This is a genomic window from Streptomyces sp. NPDC040405, from assembly GCF_055595765.1.
The window spans coordinates 343,957-357,263 of sequence record NZ_JBVIVI010000009.1; the positions used below are offsets into that span (position 1 = coordinate 343,957).

Below are 13,307 nucleotides of genomic sequence, written 5' to 3' on the forward strand. Positions count from 1 at the left end.
GTCAGCCTGCCCCGGCCGTGGCTTCGGGCTGGATCCGGGGCGCGGGGTCCGGACGTTCCGCGGTGCGGGTGGCGGCGGAAACGGCCAGCATCACCACGGTGTTGAGGACCAGGGCGATGACACCCACGTTCAGGTCCTTGATGGCCTGCGGAAGAGCCGGCATCAGACTGCCGACCGTGACACCGGAGAGGGTGACGACGGCGACCGTGACCACACCGACGACGATGCCCGCGGCGGCCCCCTGCTTGGTGACGAACCGCCGCGCACTCAGGCTCGAGAGCAGGGCGGGGAAGAGCTGGGTCACCAGGGCGTAGCCCATCAGCAGCAGGGACACGATCGAGTCGCCGCCGTTGAAGGTGAAGTACAGGGAGACCAGCGCGAGGGTGGGGACCAGCCACTGCGCCAGGCGGGTCACCTGGCGGTCGGTGCTCTGCGGGCGGGCGAGGCGGTAGACGTTCTTCGCCAGGCAGGTCGCGGACGTCATGAGGAGCAGCGATCCGGGGACCAGCGCGGTGAGCAGTCCCGCGCCGCCGACTATGCCCACGAACCACGACGGGAACGTGGCGGTGGTGATGCGCAGCAGCGAGAGGTCGGCGTCGGCGCCCTTGAGGCCCGGTACGACGAGGATGGCCGCGAAGCCGGCGAAGAAGACGAAGAGCAGGATGAGCTGGTAGAGCGGCATGAAGATGGCGTTGCGGCGGAAGACACGTTCGTTCTGGGCAGTGTAGGAGGCACTGAAGGTGTGCGGCCACATGTAGAAGCCCAGCGCGGAGAGCAGCACGGTGGAGGAGAACCACGAGGTGCTCATGCCGCTGGTGGGCAGCGTGATGAAGTCCGGATGGGCCTTGTCGACCGCCTGGAACATGTCCTCGAAGCCGCCGAAGTAGTGGATCGGCAGGTAGATGCCCAGGATCAGGACGACCGCGAGGATGGCGACGTCCTTCATGACGGCCGTCCACGCCGAGCCGTGGATGCCCGAGATGGTGACGTACACGGTCAGCGCGACGGTGCCGATCAGGATGGCCCAGTGCGAGGGGATCTTGCCGTCGGAGGAGACGGACACGATGATCCCGAGCCCCTTCAGCTGCAGCACCAGGTACGGCACCATCGCGATGACGCCGACCAGGGCCACGAGCGCGCCGAGCAGCGGGCTTTCGAACTTGGCGACGAAGAAGTCGGACTGCGAGATGAGCCGGTGCTGTTTGGCGTACCGCCACACGGCCGGGAGCAGCCAGTAGGACAGCACATAGGCGAGTGAGGCGTAACAGAGGATGTAGTACGCCGGGGCGCCCTTGCCGTACGCCCAGCCCGAGGCGCCGAGGAAGGTGAAGGTCGTGTAGATCTCACCGGCCAGCAGCAGGAAGACGAAGATCGTTCCGAAGCCGCGGCCACCGACCGACCACTGCTCGAGGTCCATGTCCCGGCCGCGGCGGGCGCGCAGGCCCAGCAGGAGCGAGGCGGCGAGGAAGACGAAGATGATGCCGAGGGCGATCACGCGGCGTCCTCCTCACGGTTGGCGGGGTCGAGCCGGTAGATGACGGCCATGGTCGCCGAGATCAGGACGACCCACAGGACCAGCCAGAAGAGGATGAACGGCATGCCGAGGACATAGGGCGTCACCCGGTTCACGAAGAAGATCCCCCCGAGGATCCCGAGAAACGGGATCGCGCCGAGCAGATGGATGGGTTTCACGTCTTGAACCTCCTGGGGCGGGCCAGCACTCCACAGACGGGGCGGGGCTCCTCTGGGGATGACACGAGCGTGGGACGGTCCCGCCGGGGCGATGCCACCGGGGGACGGCTCGGCCCATGAGGAGGGGGTGGGCACCTCTCCTCGATCCAGGCCATTCCACTTCGCGGAAAACTTTTTTCAACCTGGGAGATGTATAGGTCGGCCGCGAAGCCATGTCAACGCCTCACACGCAGCGGCTTGATCAAACATTTTGTTGAAGTGGGACCCATCGGCATCAACCGCCGCCAGGGGCTTGACGCCGACGCACCACAAGAGTTGTTATTCCACTAAGCAAAAACAGTTATCCGCATCGTGGAAGTTACGATGCAGTGGACGTAGCAGCCCGGCGTTCCAGAGGCGCCCCCACCGTGCGAGGTCAGCCCCATGCCCACCCCGAGTCCCGGATTCGCCCTCACCCTGCGTGCGGAAGCCCCCGCCGACGCCACCTCCACCCGGCGGCTGGCCACGGCGGTGGGCGACGCCGGGGGCGTGCTCACCGCGCTCGACGTCGTCGAGACCGGCCCCGACCACATCCTGGTCGAGCTCACCTGCGACGCCGTCGACAGTGACCACATCCAGGTGATCGCCGACGCCGTCGCGGCGCTCGACGGGGTGGCCGTGCGCACGGTCGGCGACGCCACGTTCCTCATGCACATCGGCGGCAAGCTGGAGGTCACCCCCCGGGTCGAGCTGCGCCACCGCGACGACCTCTCCCGCGCCTACACCCCCGGTGTCGCGCGCGTCTGCCGGGCCATCGCCGACGACCCGGAGGAGGCCCGGCGCCTCACCGTGAAGCGCAATACGGTCGCGGTCGTGACCGACGGATCGGCCGTGCTCGGTCTGGGCAATCTCGGTCCCGCGGCGGCCCTCCCCGTCATGGAGGGCAAGGCCGCCCTGTTCAAGCGGTTCGCCGACGTGGACGCGTGGCCGGTGTGCCTGGACACCCAGGACACCGACGAGATCGTCCGGGCCGTGGAGCTGATCGCCCCGGTGTACGGAGGCGTCAACCTCGAGGACATCTCCGCACCGCGCTGCTTCGAGATCGAACGGCGGCTGCGCGAGAAGCTGGACATCCCGGTCTTCCACGACGACCAGCACGGTACGGCCGTCGTCGTCCTCGCCGCCCTCACCAACGCCCTGCGCGTGGTCGGCAAGAAGCTCGCCGACACGACGATCGTGGTGAGCGGGGTGGGCGCCGCGGGGACCGCCATCATCCGGCTGCTGACCGCCGAGGGCGCCGGTGACATCGTGGCCTGCGACCGGGTCGGTGTCATCCACCGCGACCGGGACGGTCTGGACGCCTCCCGCCGTCGGCTCGCGGAGCAGACCAACGCCGGAAACCGCTCCGGCAGCGTGGCGGACGCCCTGCGCGGCGCCGATGTCTTCATCGGCGTGTCCGCGCCCGACATCCTCGACGGAGCGGACGTGGCGGCGATGGCGGACGACGCGATCGTCTTCGCCCTGGCCAACCCCGACCCCGAGGTCGATCCGGTCCAGGCGCGGCGCTACGCCACCGTCGTCGCGACCGGCCGCAGCGACTACCCCAACCAGATCAACAACGTCCTGGCCTTCCCCGGAATCTTCCGCGGACTCCTCGACGCGGGCGCCCACGAGATCTCCGACGCGATGCTCATCGCCGCGGCCCGCGCCATCGCCGACACGGTGGCGGCCGACGCGCTGCACGCCGGACACATCGTCCCCAGCGTCTTCGACCCGGAGGTCGCGCCCGCGGTCGCCGCGGCGGTCCGGGACGCGAGCCGCACCGCCTGACCTGTTCCCTCCCCGTACGAAATCCGATCCGTAAAACCACTTCCCGGGATGTGAGAAATGAGCGCCCACCGTCTCCCGTACACGGTCAACCTGTCGATCCTCTTCACCGAGCTGCCGCTGCTGGAGCGCCCGGCCGCGGCGAAGGCCGCCGGGTTCGACGCGGTCGAGTTCTGGTGGCCCCACAGCGTGGCGGTGCCGGAGGACAAGGACGTCGACGCCTTCGTCGGGGCGGTGCGCGACGCCGGGGTCCAGCTGACCGGGCTGAACTTCTTCGCCGGGGACATGCCGGGCGGCGACCGCGGCCTGGTGTCCTGGCCCGCCCGCAGCAAGGAGTTCCGCGACAACATCGACGTGACCGTGGCGATCGGCGAACAGCTCGGCTGCCGCGCATTCAACGCCCTGTACGGCAACCGCGTCGAGGGAGCCGACCCGGCGGAGCAGGACGCCCTGGGCGCCGAGAACCTGGCGCTGGCGGCCGAGGCGGCGCAGCGCGTCGGCGGCGTGGTCCTGGTGGAGCCGGTCAGCGGCGCCCCCGCGTACCCGCTGCTCACCGCGGCGGACACGCTCGGCGTCATCGACCGGGTGGAGCGCGCGTCCGGCGCCCGCAATGTGCGCTTCCTCGCCGACCTCTACCACCTGGCCGTGAACGGCGACGACGTGGCCGGTGTGATCGCCGACCACGCCGAAACCATCGGCCATGTGCAGATCGCGGACGCGCCCGGCCGGGGCGCGCCGGGCAGCGGCGGGCTGGACCTCGACGGGCTGCTCGCCGCGATCGAGGCGTCGGGCTACGACGGCTGGGTGGGCCTGGAGTACAAGGCCCAGGGCCCGACCGTCGACAGCTTCGACTGGCTCCCGCGCGAGCGGCGCGGCAGCACCAGCCACGCCTGACCCCGCTTACGGAACCGGCGAACCGCGCCCCAAAAACAAGGAGGACAGAATGACCACGCATCGGAAGATCGCCTTCATCGGCCTGGGCATCATGGGCGGCCCGATGGCCGCCAACCTGGTCAAGGCCGGGCACACCGTCACCGGCTACAACCGCAGCCGCGCCGCCGTCGACACGCTCGTCGCGGCCGGTGGCAAGGGCGCGGACAGCATCGCGGAGGCGGTGCGCGACGCCGAGGTCGTCATCACCATGGTCCCGGCCGACCCGCAGGTGAAGGAGGTCGTCCTCGGCGAGGGCGGCGTCCTGGCGAACGCCGCGTCGGGCGCCCTGTTGATCGACATGAGCAGCATCACCCCGCAGACGTCCCTGGAGGTCGAGGCTGCCGCGAAGGAGAAGGGCATCCGCACGCTGGACGCCCCGGTCTCCGGCGGCGAGGCCGGGGCGATCGAGGCCGTGCTGTCCATCATGGTCGGCGGCGAGACGGACGACTTCGCCGAGGCGGGGCCGGTGTTCGAGGCGCTGGGCACCACCATCGTGCACGTCGGCCCGCACGGCGCCGGGCAGACGGTCAAGGCCGCCAACCAGCTGATGGTGGCCATCCACCTCGAGGCCCTGGCCGAGGCCGTGGTGTTCCTGGAGAACGCCGGGGTGGACCTCAAGGCGGCGCTGGATGTCCTGGGCGGCGGCCTGGCCGGGTCGACCGTGCTGGCCCGCAAGAAGGACGCGGTGCTGAGCCGTTCGTTCCAGCCCGGCTTCCGCATCGACCTGCACCACAAGGACATGGGCATCGTCACCGACGCCGCCCGGGCGGTCGGCGCACCGCTGCCCGTCGGCTCCGTCGTCGCCCAGCTGGTGGCCTCCGCCCGCGCGTGCGGCGACGGCGGCCTGGACCACTCCGCACTGCTGCGCGGCGTCGAGCGCCTGGCCGGCCGCGACAACCACTGAATCCCCCGGAACCACAGGAGAACCCCATGGCGCGTATGACAGCGGCTCAGGCGGCGGTCGAGATCCTGAAACGTGAGGGCGCTACTCACCTCTTCGGCCTCCCCGGCGCGGCGATCAACCCCTTCTACGCCGCGATGCGCAGCAACGGCGGCCTCAACCACGTCCTGGCCCGGCATGTCGAGGGCGCCTCGCACATGGCCGAGGGCTACACCCGGGCCAAGGCCGGGAACATCGGAGTCTGCGTGGGCACCAGCGGCCCCGCGGGCACCGACATGATCACCGGTCTGTACTCGGCGAGCGCCGACTCGATCCCGATCCTGTGCATCACCGGCCAGGCGGCCGTGTCCAAGCTGCACAAGGAGGACTTCCAGGCGGTCGACATCGCCTCGATCGCGGCGCCGCTGACCAAGATGGCCATGACCGTGCTGGAGCCCGCCCAGGTGCCGGGCGCGTTCCAGCAGGCGTTCCACCTGATGCGGTCCGGCCGCCCCGGGCCGGTCCTGATCGACCTGCCCATCGACGTCCAGATGGCCGAGATCGAGTTCGACCCGGACACGTACGAGCCGCTGCCGATCCACAAGCCCGCCGCGACCCGGGCGCAGATCGACAAGGCGATCGGCATGCTCCAGGCCGCCCAGCGGCCGCTGCTGGTCGCCGGTGGCGGCATCATCAACGCCGACGCGGCCGATCTGCTGGTGGAGTTCGCGGAGCTGACCGGGGTGCCGGTCGTGCCCACCCTGATGGGCTGGGGCACCATCCCGGACGACCACCCGCTGATGGCGGGCATGGTCGGCCTCCAGACCTCCCACCGCTACGGCAACGCCACCCTGCTGGAGTCGGACTTCGTCCTCGGCATCGGCAACCGCTGGGCCAACCGCCACACCGGTGGCGTCGACACGTACACCAAGGACCGTACGTTCGTCCACGTCGACATCGAGCCCACCCAGATCGGCCGGGTGTTCGCGCCCGACTACGGGATCGTCTCCGACGCCCGGGCCGCGCTGGAGCTGTTCGTCGAGGCCGCCAGGGAACTCAAGGCGGCCGGAAAGCTCCATGACCGTGCCGACTGGGCCGACAGCTGCCGTCGGCGCAAGGGCTCGATGCTGCGCAAGACCCACTTCGACCAGGTGCCGGTGAAGCCGCAGCGGGTCTACGAGGAGATGAACAGGGCGTTCGGGCAGGACACCCGCTATGTCTCCACGATCGGCCTCTCCCAGATCCAGGCCGCCCAGATGCTGCACGTCTACCGCCCCCGGCACTGGATCAACGCCGGTCAGGCCGGGCCGCTGGGCTGGACCGTCCCGGCCGCGCTGGGCGTGGCGACCGCCGACCCGGACTCCCCCGTCGTCGCCCTCTCCGGCGACTACGACTTCCAGTTCATGATCGAGGAACTCGCCGTCGGGGCCCAGTTCCAGATCCCCTACCTCCATGTCGTCGTCAACAACGCCTACCTGGGGCTGATCCGCCAGGCGCAGCGCGGTTTCGACATGGACTACTGCGTCCAGCTCTCCTTCGACAACGTCAACGCGCCCGAGGTCGGCGGCTACGGCGTCGACCACGTTAAGGTCGCCGAGGGGCTCGGCTGCAAGGCCATCCGGGTCTTCGAACCCGACCGCATCGCGCCCGCGCTGGAAGAGGCCAAGAAGCTCATGGCCGAATTCCGGGTCCCGGTCATCGTCGAGATCATCCTGGAGCGCGTCACCAACGTGTCCATGGGCACCGAACTCGACAACGTCAACGAGTTCGAGGAGCTGGCCACCAGCCCCGAGCACGCTCCCACGGCGGTCCGCACCGCCCTCGGATGACCCCCGGGCAGCACCGCCCGGCACCCCACAGCTCCTCCCGGCGGCGTGATCCACGCGGTCGAAGCCGCGCCGCCGGGAGGTCTCAAGGCAACGGCTCCCCAGCCGAGGAGAGATATGACGGACTTCACCCTTCTGCCCGACCTCGCGGCCCGTGCGCTCGGCGGCGGTGTCATCGCGGCCAACGACGAGTTCTTCGCCGAGAAGGAGAACCTGCTGCGCCCCGCGGCACCGGTCTTCCAGGCCCACACCTTCGGCCACAAGGGCCAGATCATGGATGGCTGGGAGACCCGGCGCCGTCGTCCCGAGTTCGAGGACGGGGACCACGACTGGGCGATCGTCCGTCTCGGCACCCCCGGTGTGGTCCACGGCGTCGTCGTGGACACGGCCCACTTCACCGGCAATTACCCCGAACACTGCTCGGTCGAGGCGTGTGCGGTCGAGGGCCATCCCACGCCCGAGGCCATCGCCGGCGCCACATGGGTGACCATCGTCCCGAAGAGCGCCCTGCGCGGCGACAGCGAGCACCACTTCGCCGTGGACGTGGAGCAGCGCTTCACCCATGTCCGGCTGAACATCCACCCCGACGGCGGGGTGGCCCGGCTGCGCGTCCACGGACAGGTGGTGCCGGACCCGCGGTTCCTCACCACCACGTCCTTCGACCTGGCCGCCGTGGAGAACGGCGGGCAGGTCGTCGACGCCAGCAACCGTTTCTACTCCTCGCCCAACAACGTCCTGGCCCCCGGGCTGCCCAGGGTCATGGGCGACGGCTGGGAGACCAGCCGGCGCCGCGACGACGGCAACGACTGGATCGTCGCGCAGCTCGCCGCACGCGGGCGCATCACCCACGCGACGATCGACACCTCGTACTTCATCGGCAACTCCCCCGGCTCGGCCCGGCTGCAGGGCATCGACGCCACCGCCGGGGATCTGGACTCCCCCGACGCGTGGTTCGACCTGCTGCCGCGCACCCGGCTCCAGCGCGACACCCCGCACCGCTTCCGGGTCACCACCACCCAGCCGGTCACCCACATCCGGCTGGACATCCACCCCGACGGCGGCCTGGCCCGCCTCCGGCTCTCCGGCAGCCCCACCCCGGACGGCCTCGCCGCGCTCGGGCTGCGCTGGTTCGATCTGCTGCCCGCGACGCAGGCGGCGGCCGTCCTCACCGCCGAGTGTGGCGCCCCGGCGGACCGGGCGCGGGACCTCGCGGCAGCCCGGCCGTTCTCCGACGCGGCCGGGCTGCACAAGGCGCTGGAGGGCGCCGACCCGCTCATCGCCGGGCGGGTACGCAGCCTCCTGGGCGTGAACCCGGCCTGATCCGGGGCGGGTTCACCAGGCCACGGGCAGTTCGTAGACGCCGTAGACCGATCCGTCGTGCTTGAACGGGATCTTCTCCAGACCGGTGGCCAGCCGGAGGGTGGGGATGCGGCGGTAGAGCGTGCTGTAGACGACCTGAAGCTCCATCCGGGCCAGCGGCTGGCCCAGGCACTGGTGCACCCCGAAGCCGAAGGCCACGTGGCGGCGGGCGTCCCGCCGGATGTCCAGCCGGTCGGGGTCCGGGAAGACCTCCGGGTCGCGGTTGGCGATGTCGTTGGCCAGGATGATCCCCTCACCGGCCCGGATGACCCGGCCCCCGACCTCGATGTCCGCCAGCGCCACCCGGCGCCGCCCGCTGTGCGTGATGTTGAGGTAGCGCAGCAGCTCCTCCACCGCGGAGGCGACCAGCTTCGGATCGTCGCTCTCACGCAGCAGGGCGAGCTGGCCGGGGTTCTCCAGCAGGGCGAGGGTGCCCAGCGCGATCATGTTCGCGGTGGTCTCGTGGCCCGCGAGCAGGAGCAGCACGCCCATCTGGGCCGCCTCCTCGCGGGTCATCTCGCCCGCCGTGACCCGCCTGGCCAGCCCGGACAGCAGATCGTCCACGGGGTGGGCGATCTTCTCGCGCATCAGGTCGTCCAGATAGCCGAGCAGCGCTCCGTGGGCGGCCGTCCGCCGCTCGGGGGCCACCTCACGGTTGATGAGGACCTGGCTGTTGTCCTGGAAGAAGTCGTGGTCGGCGTACGGCACTCCGAGCAGCTCGCAGATCACCAGCGACGGGACCGGCAGGGCGAACGCCCGCACCAGGTCGACCGGCGTGGGACCGGCCAGCAGCTCGTCGATGAGGTCGTCCACGATCTTCTGCACGGCCGGGCGCATCGCCGCCACCCGCTTGATGGCGAACGGTGCCGTGACCATGCGCCGGAGCCGGGCGTGTTCGGGGTCGTCCATCAGGATGAAGCTGATGGCGGTGCCGCCCTTGGGCAGCGGCGCCTGACTCGGATATCCGGGCCGGGTGACGTCGGCGCTGACCCTCGGGTCGCCCAGCAGGGCCCGCTGGTCGGCGTGCCGGGTCACCAGCCACGGTGTGCTGCCGTCCCACAGGCGGACCTTCGCGAGTGACCCTTCCTCCGTCGTCTCCCGCAGGGCGGGCGGCGGGTCGAACGGGCAGCCCGCCGCCCTGGCCATCGGAAACTCCGCAAGCGTCATGCCTGTTTCTCCCTCTGCTGTGTCTCGCACCTTCTCCTCCGATTCGGGCGTCATCCGGTGATCAGGCAACCTGATCCGGTATCTTAAGTCAACCAGCTGATTTAATTTTGCCCGAAGCACCAGACGGAGGCCCCGCCATGCCCGACGCCGCTCCCAGACCCGCCGCCGGGGTCTCCGGCCCGCCGCCGCGGGCGAACACCGTCGTGGCGGTTCTGGCCTTCGCCGGGATCGTGGTCTCGCTGATGCAGACCCTGGTGATCCCGCTGATCCCCGAACTCCCCCGTCTCCTGGACGCCTCGGCGGCGGACGCCACCTGGGCGATTACCGCCACCCTGCTGGCGGGCGCCGTCGCGACCCCGGTGGTGGGGCGGCTGGGAGACATGTACGGCAAGCGGCGCATGCTGCTGATCAGCCTGTGCCTGCTGGTGACCGGCTCGGCCGTCGGCGCCCTCAGCGACTCCCTGGCCCCCATGGTCGTCGGACGGGCCCTGCAGGGCCTGGCGGCCGGGGTCATACCGCTCGGCATCAGCATCATGCGCGACGAACTGCCCGCGGAGCGGCTCGGCGCGGCGACCGCGCTGATGAGCGCCTCGCTCGGGGTCGGCGGCGCCCTCGGCCTGCCCGCCGCCGCGCTGCTGGCCGAACGCGCCGACTGGCATGTGCTGTTCTGGACCGCGGCCGGTCTCGGCGCGGTCGCCACGGCGCTGGTGGCGAAGCTCGTACCGGAATCAGCGGTGCGCAGCGGCGGACGGTTCGACGTGGCGGGGGCGGCCGGTCTGTCGGTCGCGCTGGTGTGCCTGCTGCTGGCGATCTCCAAGGGCGCCACCTGGGGCTGGACCAGCGGGCTCACCGGCGGGCTGTTCCTCACCTCCGCGGTCACGCTGGCGCTGTGGGGCCGGTGGGAGCTGCGCTCCGCGCGCCCGCTGGTGGATCTGCGCACCACCGCACGGCGTCAGGTGCTGCTCACCAACCTCGCCTCCGCGGTGTTCGGCTTCTCCATGTTCGCGATGTCCCTGCTGATGCCGCAGCTGCTCCAGCTGCCGAAGGCCACCGGCTACGGCCTCGGCGAGTCGATGCTGACCGTCGGCCTGGTGATGGCGCCGTCGGGCCTGGTGATGATGGCCATGGCGCCGCTGTCCGCGCGCATCTCCAAGAACCAGGGCCCCAAGGTGACGCTGATGGCCGGCGCCGTCGTGGTCGCCGCCGGTTACGGCCTCAACATCGCGCTGATGTCCGCCCTCTGGCACCTCGTCCTCGTGTCCTGCGTCATCGGCGCCGGAATCGGGCTCGCCTACGGGGCCATGCCCGCGCTCGTCATGGCGGCCGTGCCGGTCTCCGAGACGGCCGCGGCCAACAGCCTCAACACCCTGATGCGGTCCATCGGCACCTCGATATCCAGCGCGGTGGCGGGCGTCGTCCTGGCGGAGATGACTCTCACGCTCGGCACCGTCGAACTCCCGGCCCAGAACGGCTTCCGGGTGGTCATGGCCGTCGGCGCCGGGGCCGCCCTGCTCGCCTTCGTCCTCGCCTCGTTCCTCCCCCGGCAGCGCCCGGCGCCCGCCATGGCGGCCGCGACCGCGACGGCCGGGCATGAGGCGTCGCGTGCCGGGTAGGCGGATGCCCGACCAGTCCGCTGTCCGGCAGTCACACCACCCGAGGAGAGCCCCCATGCTGATGGCCCACCCCGCCGTGTTGCGCAATCTCATCGAGCAGTACGAGACCCTGCACGCCCTGCACGCCGACGTGGGCAGCCCGGAGGTACGGCAGCGGATGGACGACGTGGCCTACTCCCTGTGCGTCTCCACCGGGACCCGGGACGTGGACACCGCCCTGATCGCGGCCCGCCACCAGCTCCCCGGCGCCCGCGTCGAGGACGACTCCGTGCTGAGCGGCTGACGGTGGGCACCTGACGCCGGGCATGAGGCCCGAGGTGATGCGCCGGGGCGCGGTACGGAGCGTCCCGGCGTCGCGTGGGTCCGCCGCTAGCGGCCCACGGGGACCTCGGCGAGAACGCGGGCCATGGTGCGTTCCGCCAGGGCCGTGATCGTCACGAAGGGGTTGACGCCGATGGAGCCCGGGATGAGGGATCCGTCGGTCACATAGAGCCGCGGGTAACCGGCCACCCGGCCGTAGGTGTCCGTGGCGCGGCCCAGTACGCAGCCGCCCAGCGGGTGGTAGCAGAAGTCGGCGGCGAAGGCACGGGTGTCGCCGAAGAGGTCGTAGCGGTAGATGGTGACGTTGGCCGCGTTGACCCGGTCGAAGAGGGACTTCGCGGCGGCGATGGCCGGTCCGCTCTGAGCCGCGGTCCAGTTCAGTACGGCGGCGTCCTTGGCGGCGTCGTAGGTGAAGGTGCCGCGCTCGGGGTTCTTGGTGATCGCCAGGTAGAGACTGGCCCAGGTCTCGGTCCCGGCGGGCAGCGGGGCGATCTCGGCGAAGACCGGATTGGCCGCGTTGGACCAGTCGTCGATGGCCGTCACCGGGATCGTGGACTGATGGGCCCCGGTGGGGTTCCAGATGTGGTTGGCGCGGCCCAGCATGACATTGCCGTTGCCGCCCCAGCCCCGGCCGATCTCCGCGTTCAGCCCGGGCAGCGTGCCGGTCTCGCGGGCGCGCAGCAGGAGTTCGGTCGTACCGAGGCTGCCCGCGCCGAGGAAGAGGGCGCCGCAGCCGATCTCGTCCGTCGCGGTGACCGCGCCGGTCTCGTCGATGCGGTCGACGGTGACGACGTACGTCCCGTCGGCCGCCCGCCGCACCGCCCGGGCGCGGCTGAGGGTGTGGATGGTGACGTTGCCGGTGCCGAGGGCGGCCGCGAGGTAGGTCTTGTCGAGGCTGCGCTTGCCGTAGTTGTTGCCGTAGATGACCTCCTGGGCGAGCGCGGACTTGGTGGCGGTCCCGGCGGCCTCGCGCCGCATGTAGCCGAAGTCGTAGACGCTGGGCACGAAGACGGTCTTCAGCCCGGCCGCGCTCGCCTGGGCGCGGGCGACCCGCGCGTACTGGTACCACTCCGTGGTCTCGAACCAGTCGGAGGGGATGGTGGCGGTGCCGAGCATGCGGTTGGCACGGGGGAAGTACGTCCCGTACATCGCGTCCGCGTCGACGCCCGGCAGCACCTCCTCGAAGTACGCGCGGGGCGGGGTGACCGCGATACCGCCGTTGACCAGCGATCCGCCGCCGACCCCGCGCCCGACGTAGACGGACATGTTCGGGTGCCGGACACGGTCCAGAACACCGGGGTAGGGGGTGATGTCCTTGTTGATGACGTCCAGCCACAGGAACGTGGACAGCGGCGCCTCGGTCCTGCGCTTGAACCACATGGAGCGCTGGTCGGGGGCGGTCATCGAGCAGAACACCGACCCGCCCGGGGCCGGTGTCTCCCACAGCCGCCCCATCTCGATGACGAGGGTCCGGATGCCCGCCTCGCCCAGCCGGAGCGCGGCGACCGCCGCGCCGTAGCCGGATCCGATGACGAGGGCGGGGGCGTAGTCGGCGCTCTCGGCGGCGGCTGCCGGGGTGAGGCCGATCCGCCTGAGTCCGAGGGCGGCGGCCGCCTGGAGGGCCGCCAGCCCTAAAAAGTGACGACGCGTCAGTTTTACTTCCATGGCCGCATCATGGGCGGAATGAGCTACTCCGCCCATCCTGCGCGC

Annotated in this window: 11 protein-coding genes; 7 read left to right on the forward strand and 4 right to left on the reverse strand. The window is 70.8% G+C overall.

Features of this window, described 5'->3' with window-relative positions:
* Window position 1 precedes the first annotated feature (1 nt).
* Both ACZ59A_RS32950 and ACZ59A_RS32955 read right to left on the reverse strand, forming a co-directional pair.
* On the reverse strand, window positions 2-1,495 hold the full coding sequence (locus ACZ59A_RS32950; protein WP_470966335.1) for a sodium:solute symporter family protein: 1,494 nt from the start codon (window positions 1,493-1,495) through the stop codon (window positions 2-4).
* Entirely contained in the window at window positions 1,492-1,692 is a 201-nt protein-coding gene (locus ACZ59A_RS32955) for a DUF3311 domain-containing protein (protein WP_039936607.1), read from the reverse strand. The genes ACZ59A_RS32950 and ACZ59A_RS32955 overlap by 4 nt, the downstream gene beginning before the upstream one ends.
* 423 nt (window positions 1,693-2,115) lie before the next feature.
* Between ACZ59A_RS32955 and ACZ59A_RS32960 the strand changes: the two genes are divergently transcribed.
* From ACZ59A_RS32960 to alc, 5 genes are all read left to right on the forward strand, one after another.
* The gene (locus ACZ59A_RS32960; RefSeq protein ID WP_470966338.1) at window positions 2,116-3,501 is read left to right on the forward strand and encodes an NAD-dependent malic enzyme; all 1,386 of its coding nucleotides are present in this window, start codon (window positions 2,116-2,118) and stop codon (window positions 3,499-3,501) included.
* Window positions 3,502-3,558: 57 nt separating this feature from the next.
* A complete protein-coding gene (locus ACZ59A_RS32965; RefSeq protein WP_470966340.1) occupies window positions 3,559-4,392 on the forward strand; it encodes a hydroxypyruvate isomerase family protein in 834 nt (277 codons plus the stop codon).
* A 49-nt stretch (window positions 4,393-4,441) separates the two neighbouring features.
* Window positions 4,442-5,335, forward strand: a complete 894-nt coding sequence (locus ACZ59A_RS32970) for a 2-hydroxy-3-oxopropionate reductase (RefSeq protein WP_470966343.1) — start codon at window positions 4,442-4,444, stop codon at window positions 5,333-5,335.
* 26 nt (window positions 5,336-5,361) lie between these two features.
* Complete coding sequence (gene gcl, locus ACZ59A_RS32975) at window positions 5,362-7,140, forward strand: glyoxylate carboligase (RefSeq protein ID WP_470966345.1); 1,779 nt, start codon at window positions 5,362-5,364, stop codon at window positions 7,138-7,140.
* 114 nt (window positions 7,141-7,254) lie between these two features.
* Window positions 7,255-8,457 carry an allantoicase gene (gene alc, locus ACZ59A_RS32980; protein ID WP_470966347.1) on the forward strand — a complete coding sequence of 401 codons (1,203 nt, stop codon included), beginning with the start codon at window positions 7,255-7,257 and terminating at the stop codon, window positions 8,455-8,457.
* A 12-nt stretch (window positions 8,458-8,469) separates the two neighbouring features.
* Here alc and ACZ59A_RS32985 read toward each other — a convergent pair whose 3' ends face one another.
* A complete protein-coding gene (locus tag ACZ59A_RS32985) occupies window positions 8,470-9,663 on the reverse strand; it encodes a cytochrome P450 (protein WP_470966349.1) in 1,194 nt (397 codons plus the stop codon).
* A 137-nt stretch (window positions 9,664-9,800) separates the two neighbouring features.
* Between ACZ59A_RS32985 and ACZ59A_RS32990 the strand changes: the two genes are divergently transcribed.
* Together ACZ59A_RS32990 and ACZ59A_RS32995 are read left to right on the forward strand one after the other, a co-directional pair.
* Window positions 9,801-11,276, forward strand: coding sequence for an MFS transporter (locus tag ACZ59A_RS32990; RefSeq protein WP_470966351.1), 1,476 nt, complete (start codon window positions 9,801-9,803; stop codon window positions 11,274-11,276).
* A gap of 55 nt (window positions 11,277-11,331) precedes the next feature.
* Complete coding sequence (locus ACZ59A_RS32995) at window positions 11,332-11,559, forward strand: DUF5133 domain-containing protein (protein WP_470966354.1); 228 nt, start codon at window positions 11,332-11,334, stop codon at window positions 11,557-11,559.
* 86 nt (window positions 11,560-11,645) lie between these two features.
* Here ACZ59A_RS32995 and ACZ59A_RS33000 read toward each other — a convergent pair whose 3' ends face one another.
* Complete coding sequence (locus tag ACZ59A_RS33000) at window positions 11,646-13,262, reverse strand: GMC oxidoreductase (RefSeq protein WP_470966356.1); 1,617 nt, start codon at window positions 13,260-13,262, stop codon at window positions 11,646-11,648.
* Window positions 13,263-13,307 lie beyond the last annotated feature (45 nt).